Source organism: Trichormus variabilis 0441 (assembly GCF_009856605.1).
Lineage (GTDB): Bacteria > Cyanobacteriota > Cyanobacteriia > Cyanobacteriales > Nostocaceae > Trichormus > Trichormus variabilis.
In genome coordinates this window covers 775248-794277 of sequence record NZ_CP047242.1, presented here as the reverse complement: position 1 = coordinate 794277, position 19030 = coordinate 775248, and the positions used below count along the sequence as shown (strand labels likewise).

Sequence of the window (19030 nt, the reverse complement as noted above, 5' to 3'; positions counted from 1 at the left end):
GGAAATATTTTTATAAATGCGATCGCCTCTCATGGATAGTTAGGCGATCGCATAATTTCTATACAGACTAAAATTTTTATATCAATAAGTGTAGGGTTGTACACTTGCACAACCCTACGACGGAATTAATCATGGAACAACTAGACATTTAGTGGCTGTCTATTGCTGGCTGCTGCGTAATTATTTGTAGCGTTGCTATCGTCAAAATTGTTGGCAAATGCTAGTGATTCTTTTCCAGTAATCAATCTTGAACCACGTTTGCGAGTGAAGTAGTTCCACGCCCACTGAATCATGACTAATAATTTGCTGTCAAACTCAATGAGGAAGTAGATGTGAATTAATAGCCAGAATGCCCATGCAGAGAAGCCTTGCAACTTGACTAAGCCTAAGTCTACAACGGCTGCATTTTGCCCAATCATCGCTAGGCTACCGTGATCATTATATTTGAAGGCTGGCAGAGTTTTACCTTGCAAGCGTTTTTTAATCAATTTGGCGACGTATTCACCTTCTTGGATGGCGACTGGTGCAACACTAGGAAGAGGTTGACCGTTTTGGTGCGAGAAGTTAGCTAAGTCTCCCACAACAAAAATATTTTTGTGTCCTTTAATACTTAAGTCTGGTTCAACGATCGCTCGTCCGGCGCGATCGCATTCTACCCCAGTTCGTTGGGCTAAAACTTGCCCCATCGCCGATGCTTTCACACCTGCTGCCCATAATATTGTCTTGGAGGTTATTGTTTGCAATTCATCGCCTTGCTTAAAGGTAACGATGTCGTTTTCAATACTTGTCACTCTTGTTTTTGTCTGGACAACCACACCGAACTCTCGCAGAGATGTTGTGGCTGCTTGGGATAATTCTGGTGCAATGTGTGGGAGGATGCGATCGCCACCTTGCAATAGTAATATTCTGGTTTCTGAGGTGTTAATATTGCGGAAATCTTCTTGGAGAGTTTTGTATGCTAACTCGGCGATCGCTCCAGCTAATTCTACTCCTGTAGGGCCACCACCCACAATCACAAAAGTCAAGAAAGCCTTGCGTTTTTCGGGGTCTGTTTCTTTTTCTGCGGCTTCAAATGCGCCAAATATCCGGCGACGCATTTCTATCGCATCTTCCACAGTTTTCAAGCCAGGCGCTAATTCTTGCCAATTATCCTTACCAAAATAAGAATGCTTTGCACCTGTGGCGACAATTAAGGTGTCATAAGGGACTACTTTATCACCAACAATAATTTGTTGTACCTTGGGATCAATATCATTAACTTCTCCCAGCAACACTTTTGTATTCTTACTTTTGCTGAGTACAGAGCGCAATGGTGCGGAAATATCAGCCGGTGATAGCGTACCTGTCGCAACTTGATATAAAAGTGGCTGAAATAAGTGAAAGTTACGTTTATCGATGAGAGTAACATTTACATTAGCTTTAGCCAGTGCTTTTGCTGCATACAGTCCACCAAAGCCACCACCAACGATTACAACCTGATGTGGTTCAAGTGAAGCTACCATAATAAAAATTTCCTTGCGTTCAGAGAAATGTAACTATTCTTAATTGATTTGTAACAAAGTTATGAGATTTGTTACCGCTTGTTTTGAACAATTGTAAAAATAATTAAATTAATCAAATTTACTATTCACAAGACGTTATTTTCTATTTGCTATATTGAAACTCCTATTTTGTAGGCATCTTAAAGTTTATCTATTAGGTATAATTGACCAAATCATGTTTAATTTTCTTGCCAGAACTATGTTTTTATTGAGAATAAATATCTAACTAATTATTTTTATTAATAGTGAGCAAATACTCTCAAATATATTAAGAAATATATGTAAACTTATAAGCTAAAAATAATTGTGGAATAAGTATTTTGCCTCCATAAAGCAAGATACCTATTCCACAAATTTCAGGCTAATAAGTAATTAGAAAGAATGAATTATAGCTGGGGACTGGGTTAAAAGTTTTATTGTGTCTAGATTGTATCATCTATTGATGTCCTAACACTACTGGCGATAGCTATAAAAAGTTATACCAATTTGAAAAAAAATGCGACAAATAAACCATTTGTAGAGACGCGATTCATCGCGTCTTCTTCATCCAAAGGATTCATCGCATCTTCACCTAAGGATGTTTTGCAATCATTAATTGAATTGGTATTAAGTATTTTTAGGATGGGTATTGCCCCACCAAAACCATAATAAGGTGGGCATTGCCCACCCTACTTTTATTTCTTCGGTCACACGGTAACTATTTTAAGCATTACCAATTACCTGTTTAATCCTAGACATTAACCGGCAACCTCTTTTCTGTAGCCTGATAATGACCGTTATTGTTGACAGCTTTTACCTCTAGAGCGACTTCTTGGCCTGTAATCAATCTAGCGCCACGATTGCGAGTCACATAATTCCATACCCATTGAATCATGACTACTAACTTATTATCAAACTCAATGAGGAAGTAGATGTGAATCACTAACCAGAACAACCATGCAAAGAAGCCTTTAAGTTTGATGAAGCCTAAATCGACAACGGCAGCATTTTGTCCAATCATCGCTAGACTACCCTTATCAGTGTAGTTAAATGCTGGTAAAGTTTGACCTTGCAGGCGTTTTTGAACCAATGCGGCGACGTATTCACCTTCTTGTTTGGCGACGGGTGCAACACCAGGGAGGGGTTTACCATTTTGGTGAGAGAAGTTGGCTAAGTCTCCCACAACAAAAATATTGCTGTGTCCCTTAATGCTTAAGTCTGATTCTACGATGACTCGGCCAGCGCGATCGCATTCTACCCCAGTTCGTTCAGCTAAAACTTTACCCATAGCTGATGCTTTCACACCTGCTGCCCATAATACAGTCTTGGAGGCAATTTGTTTTACTTCTTCACCTTGTTTGAGGGTGACGATATCATTCTCAATATTGGTTACCAAGGTTTTTGTCTGGACAACCACACCCAACTGCTTTAAGGATATTTCCGCTTCCTGGGATAATTCTGGTGCAAAGGGAGGGAGGACTCTATCTAAGCCTTCCAGGAGGATGACTTGGGTTTCGGTGGTGTCGATGTTGCGGAAATCTTCTTTAAGGGTTTTGTAGGCTAATTCTGCGATCGCTCCTGCTAACTCTACACCAGTAGGGCCGCCACCGACAACCACAAAGGTCAACCAAGCACGACGCTTTGCGGGGTCTTTTTCTTTTTCGGCTGCTTCAAAAGCTGTAAAGATGCGGCGACGCATTTCGATAGCGTCTTCTACAGTTTTCAACCCAGGTGCAAACTCTTCCCAGTTATCTTTACCAAAGTAGGAATGCTTTGCACCAGTGGCGACAATTAAGGTATCGTAGGGAATTTTTTCATCACCCATGACCAATTCTTGTGCTTCTGGGTCAATATCGCTCACTTCTCCCAGCAATACTTGGGTATTCTTGCTTTTACTTAATACTGCGCGTAAAGGCGAGGAAATATCTGCTGGTGATAGCGTCCCTGTTGCAACTTGATAAAGTAGTGGCTGAAATAGGTGAAAGTTCCGCTTGTCGATGAGAGTCACGTCTACTTTAGCTTTAGCCAGGGCTTTTGCTGCATACAATCCACCAAAACCGCCACCGACAATCACAACTTTATGTGGTGGGTTGTTATCAAGTGCTTCAACCATAAGAATTATTTCCTAGTGTTACGAGTGCTGTAACTATTCTTAACAAATTTGTATCAAAAATGTCACAATTATTTCTGTTTATTTTGAACATATAAAAAATTGCTTAAAGTTACCAAAAAGACAAACATTGAGTAATTTAAGTTACATAGTTGTATTAGTTATCATTTTGGGTGATAAGCTTTATGCAGTTGAAGGGTAAGAATCCCCGCTTTGTTATAGGCAAAGGTAATTAGGTTTTGATACTCGTTATCAAAAAGTTCTTCCGCAATTAAAATTAGTTCATCAATATTCTGCTGTTCAGGGGAAATTAGAATATTTTCTCCCAAGAAATTCGGGAATCGCAGACGAATGGTTCATCAAATCACATCTAACAACTGTTGGCAAACCAGTCAATAACAGCGTGAAAAAATGATAGTTGACAATTTTGGTAACTAAAATCTCAGCTGACTCAGCTGATTGAAACTATACCAATTGCGGCAATTCGCTGTTAAACTCTCTTTACCTGCTATGGGTTCTTTGAGCCTCGGCAGTGTGACTATTCTAAATTTTCCCTGAGACTACTTGAGAATTTTTCATTAATTGATACACTTGTTCTTCATTAACATTCAGTTAACTAGCACTGCATGGTGCATATTAAGCGCGTAGAACTTACCAATTTCAAATCCTTCGGCGGTACGACCTCTGTCCCATTGCTGTCGGGGTTCACTGTCGTATCTGGGCCTAATGGTTCGGGTAAGTCTAATATTTTGGATGCGCTGTTGTTTTGTTTGGGACTGGCTAGTTCTAAGGGGATGCGAGCAGACCGCTTACCCGATTTGGTTAATAATACTCAAACGGCGAAAAGTCGCTCGGCGGTGGAAGCTGTGGTGACGGTGACATTTGATTTATCTGATTTGGTGGATGCGAGTGATCAATTTTCATCTGTCAGTGGTGATGAAGAATTATCCCAGGATGAAGCGCCTAGTGTAAATGGGAATGGTCACAGAGCCACAGAATGGAGTGTAACTCGGAAACTGCGGGTGACCCATCAGGGTAGTTATACCTCGAATTACTACATCAATGGGGTTGCGGCGACGCAGACAGAGTTACATGAGGAGTTGGAGAGGCTGCGGATTTACCCTGAAGGTTATAACGTGGTGTTGCAAGGGGATGTCACCAGCATTATTTCCATGAAGGGGAAGGAACGGCGGGAAATTATTGATGAGTTGGCGGGGGTGGCGGCCTTTGATAGGAAGATTCACCAAGCCAAGGGAACTTTGGATGAGGTGAAGGATAAGGAAGATAGTTGTCGGATTATTGAGTCTGAGTTAACTTTACAACGCGATCGCCTTTCCCAAGACCGAGCGAAGGCGGAGAGGTATCAAAAGTTACGCACGGAGTTTTTAGAAAAGCAATGTTGGGAAGCGGTATTATCTTGGCGTTCCCTACAAGCACAACAAGAGAAGTTAGTTACAGATATTCAAGCAGGCGATCGCCATTATGGGGAACTGACAACTCATCTGGCAAGCTTAAATACGGAAATTTCTCAAAAAACGGCTGAATTGGAACAGCTAAATGCTCATGTGAAAGCAATGGGGGAAGAGGAACTGCTGGCGGTACAATCTACCCTAGCTACCCAAGAAGCGGAACGAAAGCAACTCCAGCGTCAGCAAACGGAGTTAGAAACGGCTTTGCAAGAAACTACCAAACGTTTGACGCAAACTCAGCAAGATATCCAACAACATCAGCAAGGTTTGGGTGAACTGGCGCAAGCACAGGATTTAGAAAGACAATCGATTGTTTATTGTCAGCAGCAACGGGATGAAGCACAACAAGCTTTGGAAAAGTCCCGTGAAGCCGCAGCAGAAATCGCCTCAGCCTCGGAAGCCTGGGTACAACAACAAACGGCGTTAAACCGGCAAATTGAGGCTGTGTTGCAAACTCTGGAACCGCAACGTACAGAACAGGCGCAACTGCGGGAACGGAATCACCAGTTACAGCAGTTAATTGGGGAGCAAACAGAGTTAATTGCTAATTTGGAACCGCAATTGGCGGAGAAACAAGCTGATTGTGAACGCATAGAAACAGAATTTAACTCTTCTAGTGAACCCATCCAAGATTTAGCCCAAAATCTTGCAGCCACAGAACAGGAATTACAAATCCAGCAAGATACCCAAAAGCGGCTATTGCAAGAACAACGAGACAAACAACGTCAGCTAGATAGAATTGAGGCGCAAGCACAAGCACAGCAAGAGGTACAAGGAACTCAAGCCAGTAAGGTGATTATCCAGTCAGGAATGCCTGGGGTGTGCGGCTTGGTGGTACATTTGGGACGGGTAGAACCCAAGTTTCAATTAGCGTTAGAAATTGCGGCTGGGGCGCGGCTGGGACACATTGTGGTGGAAGATGATGGTATAGCAGCCGCCGGGATTGAACTACTCAAACAAAAACGGGCTGGGAGAGCAACGTTTTTACCGTTAAATAAAATTCAGGCTCACAAATTTACCCAGGATGCAACGCTGCGTTTAGCTAATGGTTTCATTAACTATGCCGTGAATTTGGTAGACTGCGATCGCCGTTATAAAGACATCTTCAATTACGTCTTTGGTAATACAGTAGTCTTCGCCAACTTGGAAGCAGCGCGGAAAAATCTCGGCTTATATCGCATCGTCACCTTGGATGGGGAACTACTAGAAACCAGTGGCGCGATGACTGGGGGAAGTAGTAACCAGCGTTCCTCCCTACGGTTTGGTAACACCGAAGCCGCAGAATCAGATGAAGCCATTGGTTTAAAACAGCGTTTAGCCGATATTGATCGGATTTTAAACCGTTGTGGTGATGCGATCGCTAATTTATCCATCAAAACCAAACAACTATCCCAAGAACTCACCGAAACCCGACAAGCAAGGCGAGAACAGCAGTTACAGCTGGAACAGTTACAAAAAGATATTAAAACTTTAACAGCCCAATTAGCAGGGACGCGATCGCAACTCACCCAAAACACCGAAAAATTTACCACAGCCCAATCTCGTCTGGAAATTCTGGATAGGGAGTTACCAGGACAAGAAAGCCAATTACAACAACTACGCCATACCCTAGCCGAGTTAGAAGCCTCCCAAACCCCCAGCGAATGGCAACAAATTCAGGCGACAATTAAAACCCAAGAACAACAAATACAACAACGGGAAACCGCCTTTAGGGAAGCCGAACAACGCCTAAAAAATCTGGAAAATCAACAACAGCGTTTACAAGAACGCATCCAAGAAGCCCAACAACGCATCACCGAATATCAAACCCAACAAACCACTTCTACAGAAGCGATTCATCGCGTCTCCCAACAAACCACAACCATAAACGCACAAATCACCCAAACCCGCGCCAAACTCAGCGAACTAGAACAACACCTGGGCGTAGAAAAACAAAAACGCGACACAATTGAACAAGAAGTGCGGTCGCATCTCCTACGTCAGCAACAATTAGAATGGGAAATCCAAAAGCTGGAAGAAACCCAACTCAAACGCCGGGAAGACGTAACCGCCTTACAAAGCCAGTTACAGGAACTAATCCCAGAACTGCCCAACCCTTTGCCAGAAGTCCCAGACAAGGTAGACTTAGAAGAATTGCAGAAAGAATTGCGATCGCTCTCCAAACGTCTCCAAGCAATGGAACCTGTGAATATGCTGGCGTTGGAAGAATACGAACGCACCCAAAAGCGTCTAGAAGAACTCACACAAAAATTAGAGACCCTAGAAGCAGAACGCACCGAATTACTCCTCCGCATTGAAAACTTCACCACCTTGCGCCAAATCGCCTTTAAAGAAGCCTTCGACGCTGTAAATGAAAATTTCCAATCCATCTTCGCCACCCTGTCTGACGGCGACGGCTACCTGCAATTAGATAACCCAGAAGACCCCTTTAACAGTGGCTTGAACTTAGTCGCCCACCCCAAAGGAAAACCAGTCCAAAGACTCGCCTCCATGTCCGGTGGTGAAAAATCCCTCACCGCCTTAAGCTTTATCTTTGCCCTGCAACGCTATCGCCCCTCACCCTTTTACGCCTTTGATGAAGTAGATATGTTCCTCGATGGGGCAAACGTAGAACGATTGTCAAGAATGATTAAACAACAAGCCCAACAGGCACAGTTCATAGTTGTGAGTTTGCGCCGTCCGATGATAGAATCAGCCGAACGCACAATCGGCGTTACTCAAGCACGAGGAGCTTATACTCAAGTTTTGGGAATTAAGTTATCATCCTCGAATACATCTGCTTGAGTTTTTGTTAATAATAGTGTATAGATAAACCGGATTCGAGATCAGGACTCCGTATAGAATGACCTCTGAACAAATAATTAGGCGTTCCGACATATTAAACACGCAGGTAATTACCCGCGACAACGGCAAACGGTTAGGAATCGTCAGTCAAGTTTGGGTGGATATTGATCAAAGAGAGGTTGTGGCTCTTGGTTTGCGAGACAGCCTGATCTCCATCTCTGGTCTGCCCCGCTATATGTACCTTAGCAGCATCCACCAATATGGCGATGTAATCTTAGTGGATAACGAAGATGTCATCGAAGATATTGAAGTTGAAGCCCTCAGTAACTTAATTAACTGGGAAGTCATCACCGAAACAGGCGAAGTTTTAGGTAGAGTCAGGGGCTTTAGGTTTGAAGCCGAAACAGGTAAGCTCAACACCATTGTCATCGCCTCCTTGGGACTCCCCCAAATTCCCGACCAATTCTTAAGCACCTACGAAATATCCATAGAAGAAGTAGTCAGCACCGGCCCCAACAGGTTAATTGTCTTTGAAGGAGCCGAAGAACGGGTAAATCAGTTAACAGTAGGTGTTCTCGAACGCCTGGGTATTGGTAAAGCACCTTGGGAACGGGATACAGAAGAAGAATATGGCTATTCTGCACCCCGCGCCGTTGCACCATCAAATCAGCTACCTAGCGGCGTACCCTTACAGCCACCAAAACCCAAAGTCCGCACCCCCGAACCCGTAGCCGAGGAAGAATGGACTGAGGACTACATCGAAGAAGAAAGACCACAGCGCCAAGTCATGAAGGCGCGACAATACGAGTCAATTCAATACGAAGAAGACGAAGAAGACAACTGGAGTGAAGCCACAGGTAGAGACAGATATCAGCCCCCGTCTCAACCCTACAGCAAACCCTACACCGAAGATTACGAAGATTATGATGACGACATAGAAGGCGATGCGTGGGAAGACGTACCACCCCAACCCGTGAATATTCCCAAGAAGGTCAAAGAAAGACAGCCAGAATACGAAGAAGAAGGCGGATATTAATTTATTGGTGATTTCACAAGACCAAAATAACGCCAAATAACCATGTAGAGACGCGATGAATCGCGTCTTCTTCTGTATTGGTTTTAATGGGAATGTATAGCCGTCGCCAGTAGTGTTAGGACATCAATAGATGATACAACCTAGACACAAAAAGATTTTTACCCAGTCCCCAGTCCCCAATCCCCAATCCCCAGCCATAACATTAAGGATTGATCGCAGAATTAGCCATTTTGATGAGAGAATTGCGATCGCCTGCCTTCAACCCAAAACTATACTGCACCCCTTGTTGTCGCCACGTCAAAGTTGCATCAGAACAATTAGCCCCACAACGAAAATCCACAAAATAGCCAGCAATACCCTTAGCTAAAGCTACCCGTTTCCCCGTGAGGCGCGGTGTTGAACGCGTGACAGCCTCCGCCGAAACCACACCTAAACGACAAGCCGTCCCACCAGTACAGTCAGGACTGAAACCCAACAGAATCTCATATTTCTTAGGTGTAGAAGTTTCCACAATGGCGTAAATTGGGTTTGTCCCATCCGACTCAGGAATGTATTTAGGCAATAAAATCTTAATTTGACTCTTTTGCTTTAACTTCGGCAAAATCGGTTGAAAAACTTTGTGTGGCTGAGAATTAGCTGTTCTAGCTGGTCGTTGTGCTAATAGCTGCGGTTGATTATTGGTCTTAGCTATAGCCGACGGATGAAAATTGTTGCTGCCGACTAATATCAGTAATATCGATAAATTAGTCAGACTTTTTAAACCAAAAATCATAAAGTAAAACCTATTTCAACGGGTGTATTTAAGTTATATTTCCCGTTTTTTAGACTAAACGGTGTTTCATGCTCACATTCCCATTTCACTAATCTCAGCCCCAGCGATACTTATTTCTACTTCTAAGGATATAAGTTTATTTAATTCTGAAATATTAAAGTGAAACATTAATTCAGATAAAAACTTATGACAACCGAGCAAGAGCTTCAATCTCTTTTTAATACCTTAGATCGTGATCAAGACGGCAAAATCTCCATTAATGAGCTTTTTTTAAGTCCTGGTTTAAGTGCAGTCATCTCATCAGAAACGAATACCAATAGCCCCCAAGAGTTGCTAGTACAGTATGATTCAGACCAAGACGGTAGTATTACCTTTGAAGAGTTAAAGAAAGCAGTTAAGAAAGCAAGTAATTTAACCTAGCAGTGATTAGAGCCGATGCCTAGATTGCTTTAGGACTCCTCTCCTTCAGAACCTACGGTGTACACACAAGTCATTAGCTCCCCTAAATCACCCTTAAAAAGGGTGATTTAGGGGAGCTAAAAGTATTTGATACATTGCCAAGGACTTTCCAAACGCCTCCTAAGGCTGGTAAAAAGCAAAATGCCGTGTTTTCATTAGTATAAATAATTTTCCTTAATTGCTTAAAAGTAACTATAGAGTACTAATTAACTTGGGGAATACTGAAATTAATAGTATATAAGATTGTACTAAATATGCCAGAAAATCGTATCAGTGCCAACCTATCCGCAGCCGATAGGGATGCAGTTATGCAGGCGATTGCTACTATCCGCGAAAAATTACCGTTTTTAATTGATTTGACAACGGAAGATCGCCGCACAATAGTCAAAATGGGAGATAAAAGTCGAGCATTTGTGAGCAAAGCTTTGGAAGTAGCCACACAAAACCCCAATTTTTTACCCCGTTCTTTTGATATAGAAGAAATGCGTCGGGATTTAACACTGTATGAAGCGTTGTATCCAGTGCTATTGTCTTTAACCCAACTGCAAGAACTCGTGGATGATACCTGTATGGCATCTGGTAGTGAAGCATACACAGCAGCATTAGCAGTTTATAACTATGCCAAAGCTAGTGGTGATGTGGCTGGTTTAGATGCAGTGATTGACGAGATGGGACGTAGGTTTACCCGCCGTTCTAAGAAAAAGAAAGCCGAGGTTGTCGCTGGATAAGATTTAATATAGGCGATCGCACCAATGATTGAGATAAGGACACAAAATTTTTGTGTCCCTCTTATATATATTCCCTACAAATTTTTTTAGCCCACACGGGCAAATTTTGTTTTTATAGTTCCAACTGCCCATATTCAAGATATTTTTGAGGTTTAGAGGCTGACAATTGAGCTTCTGAGGCTGACGATTGAGCTTTTGATGTTGACAATTGAGCCTTTGATGTTGACAGTTGAGCCTTTGAGGCTGACAGTTAAGGCTCTGAGGCTGACAGTTGAGCCTTTGAGGCTGACAGTTAAGGCTCTGAGGCTGACGGTTGAGCCTTTGAGCCTGACAGTTGAGGCTCTGATGCTGACAATTGAACCTTTGAGGCTGACGGTTGAACCTCTGAACCTGACAGTTGAGCCTTTTACAGACAAATTATTAATTTTTAACGTGGATTTTGAGAATGTTAGTGGGCGCATTCCCAAGTAGGGTGGGCATTGCCCACCACAACCATGATACGGTATCGGAAAATAGCCGTTTGAGCAATATAACAGAACCAGATTAATAATTTTGCATTACTTAAATCGTGTCATAGATAGCATCATCTTCGCTGTAGCCTTTTAATAATTGCTCGGCTGCAAGACAATGCCAAGCTGCTTCTTCTTGTTCTTCTTCTGTGGGTTCATTGACAAGAATAATTACTTTTACCTGCTGGTTATTTACTAACTTTTGCAAAACAGCATTCGGTAATTTTATTTCGCCTTCATCGGTGACATTGGCAGGAAATTCATATGCTTTTATGTTGTTTTTATTGTTCGGTAGTTCTAATACTATTTTGACGCTGTTATTGCCAGACTAGCTGCGTCGCCATATTTTGATATTTCCGCCAGAATCTCCAGCAGCAAGTAAATTCCCATCAGGGCTAAAGGCGATAGAATTAACACTGCTAGAATGACTAAGTGTGAAAACTTCTTTACCTGTTGCCATTTCCCAAATTTTCACAGTTTTATCCACACTAGCACTAGCCAGTATTTGCCCATCGCTGCTGATAGTTACAGATTCAATCGATTCTAAATGACCTATAAGGGTGCAAATTTCTTTGCCCGTCTCCAAATCCCAGAGTTTGATAGTTTTGTCTACACTACCACTAGCTAATATTTGTCCATCATTACTCAAACAAATAGAGTTAACTGTTCCAGAATGACCAGTTAGTGTATAAATTTCTTTGCCCGTCTCCAAATCCCAGAGTTTGATAGTTTTGTCTACACTACCACTAGCCAAGGTTAACTCATTATTGCTAAATGCTAGGGAATTAATTGATTCGGCATGACCAGTCAGGGTACTTATTTCTTGACCTGTTGCCAAATCCCAAAGTTTGATAGTTTTGTCTCCGCTACCACTAGCTAGAACTACTCTATTACTACTGAAAGTAACTGCATAAATCGCCCAAGAATGACCAGTCAATGTGCGAATTTCTTGTCCTGAAACAACTTCCCATAGTTTAATATTTCCGTCTCCACCCCCACTAGCGAGGATTTGTCCATCATTACTGAAGGTGATCGCGTAAACTGACCAAGAATGTCCTGTTAAGCTGTAAATCTCTCTACCTGTTAGGGCTTCCCATAGTTTGATATTGCTGTCCCAACCACCACTAGACACGCTCGCTAATATATTTTCCTTGGGACTAAAAGCTATTTTTCCAGACACAGCAGGGATGACATGGATACATTCCCACGATGAGGATATCTGGGATACGGATGTTATAGGTTGTGTTGGTGATATTTTCGCAGATAAATATGTATTAGATGAAGATATTACAGGTTGTGTTGGTACTACTATCCCCGCACCCAACAAATCCAACCACTCCTGCACCGACTGGGGACGGAATTTGTAATTTAACGCCATCCCTTTCATAATTGCCTCATTCACCCTGTCGCTCACACTGGGATTCAAATCCTTTGGTGGTTGTAGGGTAAAATTTTGCAGTCTAGCTGGTGCTGGCATTGGCAATTGCCCAGTCAGCAAAGAATATAATGTGGCAGCTAAGGCGTAAACATCAATATATTCTCCCCGTTCTTCTATGGGTGCATACTGTTCCGGTGGCGCATAACCAGGGGTAAAGCTTTGTGTATGTTGTTGCACTGTACCAGAAATAAATTGTCTAGCCAGTCCAAAATCAATCAGCACTGCTTCTGGCCTGGCTTACCTGCACGCATCATAATGTTACTCGGCTTTAAATCCCGATGCAGCAAGCCTTTGTCGTGAACCAGCATCAGAGCATCGCCAATTTGCCGAATATATTGCAGTGCTTCTGCTTCTGGTAATGCTCCCTTTTCAGTTATCCGCTTACCTAAATCTTCCCCTTCGATGTATTCCATCGCCATGCAGGGTAAGTCACCATCATCAAAAACATTCTCTACTTCTACAATGTGGGGATGGCGACATAAAGCCAAGCGTAATGCTTCTTCTTTAAAGTCTTGCTTAAGTCTACTTTGATGGGGTATCCAAGTTGGATGATTGAGTATTTCTTCACGCAGGGTTTTAATTACCCGCAGTTTGCCTTGTGGATTTTTAGCCAGGTAGGTAATACCAATGCCACCTTCACCCAATTTTCTCTCGATTATGTAGCGGCTGCCAAATAAATGCCGCCCTGGATTCCACACCATTGCTCAAAACCGTAGTTTTACTGATATTTATTTTGGCACACTCACAATCTTGGCACTTGGGTTATGGTGGGCATTACCCACCCTACAGATACTTGAGTTACAAATTATCTGCCTACTAATTTATCTCGCAATTGCTTGATGCGATCGCGCAATTTTGCCGCTTCTTCAAATTCCAGTTTTTTCGATGCTTCTTTCATCTGTGCTTCTAATTTGTCAATCAAATTGGGAATCTCCTCTAATGGCAATTCATCAATATGTTCTTCAACAACTTTTAAGTCTGTTGCATTCAACCGTCGAGACACTTCCAAGAAAGACAAAATCGCATTACTAGATTTTTTGACAATCGGTTGTGGTGTAATTCCATGCAGCTTATTATATGCAACTTGAATATTGCGCCGTCTGTCAGTTTCTTCAACAGCTTTAATCATGCTATCTGTCATATTATCAGCATATAAAATTGCTTGTCCTCTGATGTGTCTTGCTGCTCTGCCAATGGTTTGAATTAAAGAACGTTCCGCGCGTAAGAAACCTTCTTTATCAGCATCCATAATCGCTACTAGGGAAACTTCTGGTAAATCTAAACCTTCCCGTAGTAGGTTCACACCCACCAACACATCAAAGCTACCTTGGCGTAAATCCTGCAATATTTCAATACGCTGAATAGAATTGATTTCTGAATGTAAATACCGCACTTTTACGCCGTGTTCTTGCAGATATTCTGTTAAATCTTCCGCCATCCGCTTAGTTAAAGTGGTAATCAATACCCTTTCATGAAGGTCGATTCTATCTTTAATTTCTCCTAATAAATCATCAATTTGTCCTTCTGTGGGACGCACGGAAATTTCTGGATCAATTACACCTGTGGGGCGGATTACTTGCTCAACTATGCGATTTTCTGATATTTCTAATTCCCAATTTCCTGGGGTAGCAGAAACAAAAATGCACTGGTTAACTTTTTGCCAAAATTCTTCTGCTTTTAAAGGACGGTTATCGGCAGCACTAGGAAGCCTAAATCCATGTTCAATTAAAACTTTCTTCCTAGCTTGGTCACCGTTATACATTCCGCGAATTTGCGGAACTGTAACGTGAGATTCGTCAATTACTAACAGCCAATCTTTAGGGAAATAATCAATTAAACTTTCTGGTGGTTCTCCTGCTTGTCTTCCTGCTAAATGGCGAGAATAGTTTTCTACACCGTTGCAATAACCCACTTCCCGCAGCATTTCTAAATCGTAGCGGGTGCGTTGGTCGATGCGTTGTGCTTCTACCAATTTGCCAGCTTCTTCTAATTCTGCTTTGCGCTGTTTTAATTCGTAGGCGATATCTTCGCAAGCTACCTCTAAACGTTCCTCTGGTGTAACAAAGTGACGTGCAGGATAGATATTTACTGCTTGTAAACTGTTGATAATTTCCCCTGTCACGGGGTCAATGTAGCGAATTGCGTCAATTTCATCGCCGAAAAATTCTACCCGAATGATTCTGTCTTCGTAAGCGGGGCCAATTTCTAATACATCACCCCGGACACGGAAACGTCCCCTCCCCATTTCCACATCGTTGCGGCTGTATTGTACAGAGGCTAAATCCCGCAAAATCTCACGCTGATTTACTTCCATCCCAATTTGCAGAGGAATAGCAGCTTTAAGGTATTCGGCGGGAATACCCAAGCCGTAAATACAACTAATAGAAGCCACAACAATCACATCACGACGCTCAAATAGCGATCGCGTAGCTGAATGTCGTAACATATCAATCTCATCATTAATCGCCGCCGTTTTTTCAATATAGGTATCGGTAACGGGAATATAGGCTTCTGGTTGATAGTAATCGTAATAACTGACAAAATACTCAACAGCGTTGTTGGGAAAGAACTCGCGCAATTCATTACAAAGCTGCGCCGCCAAAGTTTTGTTATGCGCCAGAACTAGCGTTGGTCTCCCAATTTTCTCAATCACTGCGGCGATGGAAAATGTTTTACCTGTTCCCGTAGCACCTAATAAGGTTTGGTAACGGTTGCCACCTTCGATGCTAGCAACTAACTGGGCGATCGCGCTTGGTTGATCGCCTGTCGGACTAAAGGGAGCTTGCAGACCAAATTCTGTCATACATCTGTACTAAAGATACCCTATCTCATGTTAGCGATAAATTAATAAGGCTAGTGCTAAGTACTGAGTTCCTATTCAACAGCTAACAGTCAACAGTCAGCAGTCAACAGTCCATAGTAATTGTTCTTACCTCTGCTCCCCCACCTTTTCAATTAGCAATTTTCTTTTACAAATTTTCAGAATTTAAGTTTACTTATATGTCACTTTTGAAGATACTTATATATATGCAAGATGCTTTAAGGGTAAACTCACTTATATAGGAAATAATTTGATTTTTCCTTAAGTATTGTAAAGTTAAGTTAAAACCCAGAGGTGTTTAATTATGACCATTAGCAGTACCGGCAAAACGGTCAGTCCTCGGCAAAAACGCGCCAAGCTCAAAGGAGAAACAACAGTGGAAGTAGAAAATAATCAGGGTCAGAGCTTGAATAAAGAGCAAGTCGAGCCAAATGCTGAACTGTCAGTGGAAGCATCAGAGCAAGAACAGATTCACGGAAAACTTGCTGTTGCTGGAGCGCATTCCATTACCGGTAGTAACTGGGAGATAGCTGGAACAATCTCAATTGCTGGTTTACGTCCAATTAGTACTAGTACTTTGGAAGTAGTTGAAACAATTGATATAATGGGACTTCGTCCAATTACAGCCCATACATTCAATATCGTAGACAGTATTAACCTATCTGGAATTCGTCCAATTGCTTCCAGTTCCTTGGTTCTGTCTAGCACCTACTCGTCGATGGGCGATCGTCCGGTTGCATCAAATACTATTGATGATTCTGATAGTCTGATGGGTTTTATAGATTAGTCCAGAAAATAATTCTATTAATTTATAGGTGATAAATTAGATCCCCGATTTTTCTAAAAAGTCGGGGATCTTTTGTTTTGCTTTCGTTTTTTCACTCTTTTTGCATAGTAGATGAATATGTCTTGTGACAGAAGGCTATGGCAAAAGTTTTAAGCTACTTTGTAAATGTGATAACAAACAATTCAAAGTTTACTAATAACTTTGCAACTAAAATCTATAAAACTAAGGAGAGGAAAATGAGCTTAGAAGATAAAGCAAAAGCCACTGCTAAAAATATTGAAGGTAAAGCTCAAGAAGCTTTAGGTAATGTAACTGGTGACCCTAAAGATAAAGCTGAAGGCAAAGCTAAACAAGCCGAAAGTGAAGTCCGTCATGCTGTTGAAGATGTCAAGGACAACGTAAAGAAAAAGATAGACTAAAGCTGGTGATTTGACAAAAGACAATAGTCTTTTTATTACCTATTGGTGAAAGGTTTAGTTTGGGAGATGGAGGCTAATCTATAAGGCTGTTGTAGAGATTTGATTCGTCATATCTCTACATTTTTCAAAAAGTTTCTCTGAGCTAATTATTTGATAAATATCACATCAATAACCTTAATAAATAGCTTGTTATAAATCGTATGTAAATGGGAGGGATAAAAAATGACTTGGGTTCAGCAGAGCAGGAAAATCTTGACTACTGTTGTCTTAGTTTTTATGTTGATGCTTATGACTGCTTGCGGTGGCGGAAACGTAGCTCAGCTTGACCGGACAAGCACCCCATCAGCGATTGGTAGTGGTACAGCTTATTCCCAATTAGAGAGGGGAAACTCGCCATCTGGACAAACTTTTGGTAACTGGGTTGTACAGACTTCTCAAGGATTAATTCAAGATGCGTATGTGCGTGATAACAACAAGCTAGGAGTTGTGATTTCGCGTCAAGTACGTCCTAATGAAGTGCGACCTCTAGTCAAATCTTTAACCCAAGGTTTCCGCAAAAACTTTCCCAATCAAGATTTAACTGTTCTCGTGTATGGGCCTGATAAAAAGTTGATTTTGACGGCTAAGTACGACGTTCAGACTAACCAAATTCAGTATACCTAATCGCTGAATTGGCATTAATAAGGAGAAGAGAAAAGTGACAAGTAGCGAAGAATATAGACGGCAAGTCCTAAGAGATTTGGGTGAAGGTAATGTCGAATCTTTAGATAGCCCAACGGGTGATCCTGCGACTGAATACGAAACCTTTGACGATTTCGCTCAACGGACAACCACAGATCAGCGTCGTCAATTGTTTGGTCGATCTTTTCAGCCAGATCAGATCCCTTCCAGCCAAATGGAACCAGAATTACAAAAAGCGATCGCCCAAATCAAGCCCAACGAACGGGATGATGTCGCCCGCGCCTTTTTCAAACACTTCAAGCAAAGGGGATTAGATGATAAGCACCTAGAACAACAACTAGGACTTAGCACTCACCACGCCAGCCGTATGAATGCTGATGATGTCAGCAAACTTGCATCCTTCGCCTATCACAACCACCCCGACATTTTCCGCGAAGTCCTCGCAGAACAACCAGGAATTATGAAATTCCTCAGCAATCCGGTAGTTGCAGGGCTAATTGGTATCGCCGCCGCTAAGTGGTTGGGTAGCCGCAAATAGATTTTGAGTTATAAATTTCCATCATAAAAAAAAGGCGATCGCACAAGCGATCGCCTTTTTTTGTTAACGATGAGAAACTAAATTAAACCTTAGCTAATTCTGGTGTCGGACGCTTGCTGTTGCGAATATTGGTAATCGCTTCTGCATAATCCTTAGCGTTAAATACAGCAGAACCAGCCACAATTGCATTCGCGCCTGCTTCTAAAACTTGCCAAGTATTATTAGCTTTTAGTCCGCCATCTACTTCAATCCAGGGGTCTAAACCGCGTTCATCACACATTTGACGCAACTTGCGGATTTTGGGTACTACGCCAGGAATGAAGCTTTGACCACCAAAGCCGGGGTTAACGCTCATAATTAGTATGAGGTCGCACAGTTCTAGAACATATTCAATGAGTTCTAAAGGTGTACCAGGATTGAGTACGACACCTGCCTGTTTACCTAATTCTTTGATTTGTCCCAGGGTGCGGTGCAGATGTGGCGAAGCATTATGTTCACAATGAACAGAAATGATATCAGCCCCTGCTTTAGCAAAATCTTCTACATACTTTTCTGGTTCCACAATCATCAAGTGGACATCCAGAGGTTTCTTTGTAACTGGACGAATTGCCTCCACTACCAGAGGACCTATCGTAATATTAGGTACAAAACGACCGTCCATTACATCAACATGAATCCAATCAGCTCCAGCTGCATCTACAGCACGAATTTCATCACCTAGACGGCTAAAGTCGGCTGATAGGATAGATGGAGAGATTACTATGGGTTTTTCAGATCGGTTTTGGGTCATGGCTGGTGGGTTTTTAAGCGTCCTCGTCTGTAAGCATTGTAACAAAATACTGTAACAAAATATTGAGGATTTTTAGAAATTGGGGACTGGGGATTGGGGACTGGGGATTGGGGATTGGGGACTGGGGAGTAGGGGAAGAATTACTATTGACTATTGACCAATGACAACT

18 protein-coding genes are annotated in these 19030 nt (G+C 42.1%); 8 read left to right on the top strand and 10 right to left on the bottom strand.

Annotation, left to right across the window (positions count from 1 at the left end; all coding sequences use genetic code 11):
* Nucleotides 1-140: 140 nt before the first annotated feature.
* The 3 genes from GSQ19_RS03240 to GSQ19_RS03230 form a co-directional block, all read right to left on the bottom strand.
* Nucleotides 141-1502, bottom strand: coding sequence for an NAD(P)/FAD-dependent oxidoreductase (locus tag GSQ19_RS03240; protein WP_011321354.1), 1362 nt, complete (start codon nt 1500-1502; stop codon nt 141-143).
* 769 nt (nt 1503-2271) lie between these two features.
* Nucleotides 2272-3633, bottom strand: a complete 1362-nt coding sequence (locus GSQ19_RS03235) for an NAD(P)/FAD-dependent oxidoreductase (RefSeq protein ID WP_011321353.1) — start codon at nt 3631-3633, stop codon at nt 2272-2274.
* Nucleotides 3634-3794: 161 nt separating this feature from the next.
* Entirely contained in the window at nt 3795-3959 is a 165-nt protein-coding gene (locus GSQ19_RS03230) for a hypothetical protein (protein WP_153228344.1), read from the bottom strand.
* A gap of 297 nt (nt 3960-4256) precedes the next feature.
* Here GSQ19_RS03230 and smc point away from each other — a divergent pair, with 297 nt between their 5' ends.
* Together smc and GSQ19_RS03220 are read left to right on the top strand one after the other, a co-directional pair.
* Nucleotides 4257-7883: a chromosome segregation protein SMC gene (smc, locus tag GSQ19_RS03225; RefSeq protein ID WP_011321352.1), complete on the top strand. Its 3627-nt coding sequence runs from the start codon at nt 4257-4259 to the stop codon at nt 7881-7883.
* A 58-nt stretch (nt 7884-7941) separates the two neighbouring features.
* The gene (locus GSQ19_RS03220; protein WP_011321351.1) at nt 7942-8919 is read left to right on the top strand and encodes a PRC-barrel domain-containing protein; all 978 of its coding nucleotides are present in this window, start codon (nt 7942-7944) and stop codon (nt 8917-8919) included.
* Nucleotides 8920-9121: 202 nt separating this feature from the next.
* Here GSQ19_RS03220 and GSQ19_RS03215 read toward each other — a convergent pair whose 3' ends face one another.
* Nucleotides 9122-9691, bottom strand: coding sequence for a hypothetical protein (locus GSQ19_RS03215; RefSeq protein WP_011321350.1), 570 nt, complete (start codon nt 9689-9691; stop codon nt 9122-9124).
* A gap of 186 nt (nt 9692-9877) precedes the next feature.
* Between GSQ19_RS03215 and GSQ19_RS03210 the strand changes: the two genes are divergently transcribed.
* Nucleotides 9878-10111 (top strand): EF-hand domain-containing protein, encoded by a 234-nt coding sequence (locus GSQ19_RS03210; protein ID WP_011321349.1) that lies wholly within the window; start codon nt 9878-9880, stop codon nt 10109-10111.
* A gap of 293 nt (nt 10112-10404) precedes the next feature.
* Nucleotides 10405-10878, top strand: a complete 474-nt coding sequence (locus tag GSQ19_RS03205; protein ID WP_011321348.1) for a hypothetical protein — start codon at nt 10405-10407, stop codon at nt 10876-10878.
* Between the two features lie 152 nt (nt 10879-11030).
* On the opposite strand, the gene GSQ19_RS03200 is transcribed toward GSQ19_RS03205, so the two are convergent.
* The 5 genes from GSQ19_RS03200 to uvrB all read right to left on the bottom strand — a co-directional run bounded on the left by GSQ19_RS03200 (nt 11031) and on the right by uvrB (nt 15628).
* A complete protein-coding gene (locus GSQ19_RS03200; protein WP_153228343.1) occupies nt 11031-11294 on the bottom strand; it encodes a hypothetical protein in 264 nt (87 codons plus the stop codon).
* A 145-nt stretch (nt 11295-11439) separates the two neighbouring features.
* A complete protein-coding gene (locus tag GSQ19_RS03195) occupies nt 11440-11595 on the bottom strand; it encodes a hypothetical protein (RefSeq protein WP_011321346.1) in 156 nt (51 codons plus the stop codon).
* Nucleotides 11596-11715: 120 nt separating this feature from the next.
* Complete coding sequence (locus tag GSQ19_RS03190) at nt 11716-13047, bottom strand: WD40 repeat domain-containing serine/threonine-protein kinase (protein WP_011321345.1); 1332 nt, start codon at nt 13045-13047, stop codon at nt 11716-11718.
* Complete coding sequence (locus GSQ19_RS30435; protein WP_011321344.1) at nt 13041-13526, bottom strand: serine/threonine protein kinase; 486 nt, start codon at nt 13524-13526, stop codon at nt 13041-13043. The genes GSQ19_RS03190 and GSQ19_RS30435 overlap by 7 nt, the downstream gene beginning before the upstream one ends.
* A gap of 104 nt (nt 13527-13630) precedes the next feature.
* Nucleotides 13631-15628 carry an excinuclease ABC subunit UvrB gene (uvrB, locus tag GSQ19_RS03185; protein ID WP_011321343.1) on the bottom strand — a complete coding sequence of 666 codons (1998 nt, stop codon included), beginning with the start codon at nt 15626-15628 and terminating at the stop codon, nt 13631-13633.
* A 322-nt stretch (nt 15629-15950) separates the two neighbouring features.
* Here uvrB and GSQ19_RS03180 point away from each other — a divergent pair, with 322 nt between their 5' ends.
* The 4 genes from GSQ19_RS03180 (at nt 15951) to GSQ19_RS03165 (ending at nt 18071) form a co-directional block, all read left to right on the top strand.
* Nucleotides 15951-16433, top strand: a complete 483-nt coding sequence (locus GSQ19_RS03180) for a hypothetical protein (RefSeq protein ID WP_011321342.1) — start codon at nt 15951-15953, stop codon at nt 16431-16433.
* Nucleotides 16434-16669: 236 nt separating this feature from the next.
* Nucleotides 16670-16852: a CsbD family protein gene (locus GSQ19_RS03175; RefSeq protein ID WP_011321341.1), complete on the top strand. Its 183-nt coding sequence runs from the start codon at nt 16670-16672 to the stop codon at nt 16850-16852.
* A 222-nt stretch (nt 16853-17074) separates the two neighbouring features.
* Entirely contained in the window at nt 17075-17515 is a 441-nt protein-coding gene (locus GSQ19_RS03170; RefSeq protein WP_011321340.1) for a hypothetical protein, read from the top strand.
* A gap of 34 nt (nt 17516-17549) precedes the next feature.
* Complete coding sequence (locus GSQ19_RS03165) at nt 17550-18071, top strand: hypothetical protein (RefSeq protein WP_011321339.1); 522 nt, start codon at nt 17550-17552, stop codon at nt 18069-18071.
* 82 nt (nt 18072-18153) lie between these two features.
* Here the strand turns inward: GSQ19_RS03165 and rpe are convergent, their stop codons facing one another.
* Entirely contained in the window at nt 18154-18861 is a 708-nt protein-coding gene (gene rpe / locus GSQ19_RS03160) for a ribulose-phosphate 3-epimerase (RefSeq protein WP_011321338.1), read from the bottom strand.
* Nucleotides 18862-19030: the final 169 nt, after the last annotated feature.

Excerpts from the sequence above, each read along its gene's own strand:
- GSQ19_RS03240 (WP_011321354.1), bottom strand. The coding sequence starts at position 1,502 with ATGGTAGCTTCACTTGAACCACATCAGGTTGTAATCGTTGGTGGTGGC.
- GSQ19_RS03235 (WP_011321353.1), bottom strand. The coding sequence starts at position 3,633 with ATGGTTGAAGCACTTGATAACAACCCACCACATAAAGTTGTGATTGTC.
- smc (WP_011321352.1), top strand. The coding sequence starts at position 4,257 with ATGGTGCATATTAAGCGCGTAGAACTTACCAATTTCAAATCCTTCGGC.
- GSQ19_RS03220 (WP_011321351.1), top strand. The coding sequence starts at position 7,942 with ATGACCTCTGAACAAATAATTAGGCGTTCCGACATATTAAACACGCAG.
- GSQ19_RS03215 (WP_011321350.1), bottom strand. The coding sequence starts at position 9,691 with ATGATTTTTGGTTTAAAAAGTCTGACTAATTTATCGATATTACTGATA.
- GSQ19_RS03210 (WP_011321349.1), top strand. The coding sequence starts at position 9,878 with ATGACAACCGAGCAAGAGCTTCAATCTCTTTTTAATACCTTAGATCGT.
- GSQ19_RS03205 (WP_011321348.1), top strand. The coding sequence starts at position 10,405 with ATGCCAGAAAATCGTATCAGTGCCAACCTATCCGCAGCCGATAGGGAT.
- GSQ19_RS30435 (WP_011321344.1), bottom strand. The coding sequence starts at position 13,526 with ATGGTGTGGAATCCAGGGCGGCATTTATTTGGCAGCCGCTACATAATC.
- uvrB (WP_011321343.1), bottom strand. The coding sequence starts at position 15,628 with ATGACAGAATTTGGTCTGCAAGCTCCCTTTAGTCCGACAGGCGATCAA.
- GSQ19_RS03180 (WP_011321342.1), top strand. The coding sequence starts at position 15,951 with ATGACCATTAGCAGTACCGGCAAAACGGTCAGTCCTCGGCAAAAACGC.
- GSQ19_RS03175 (WP_011321341.1), top strand. The coding sequence starts at position 16,670 with ATGAGCTTAGAAGATAAAGCAAAAGCCACTGCTAAAAATATTGAAGGT.
- GSQ19_RS03170 (WP_011321340.1), top strand. The coding sequence starts at position 17,075 with ATGACTTGGGTTCAGCAGAGCAGGAAAATCTTGACTACTGTTGTCTTA.
- rpe (WP_011321338.1), bottom strand. The coding sequence starts at position 18,861 with ATGACCCAAAACCGATCTGAAAAACCCATAGTAATCTCTCCATCTATC.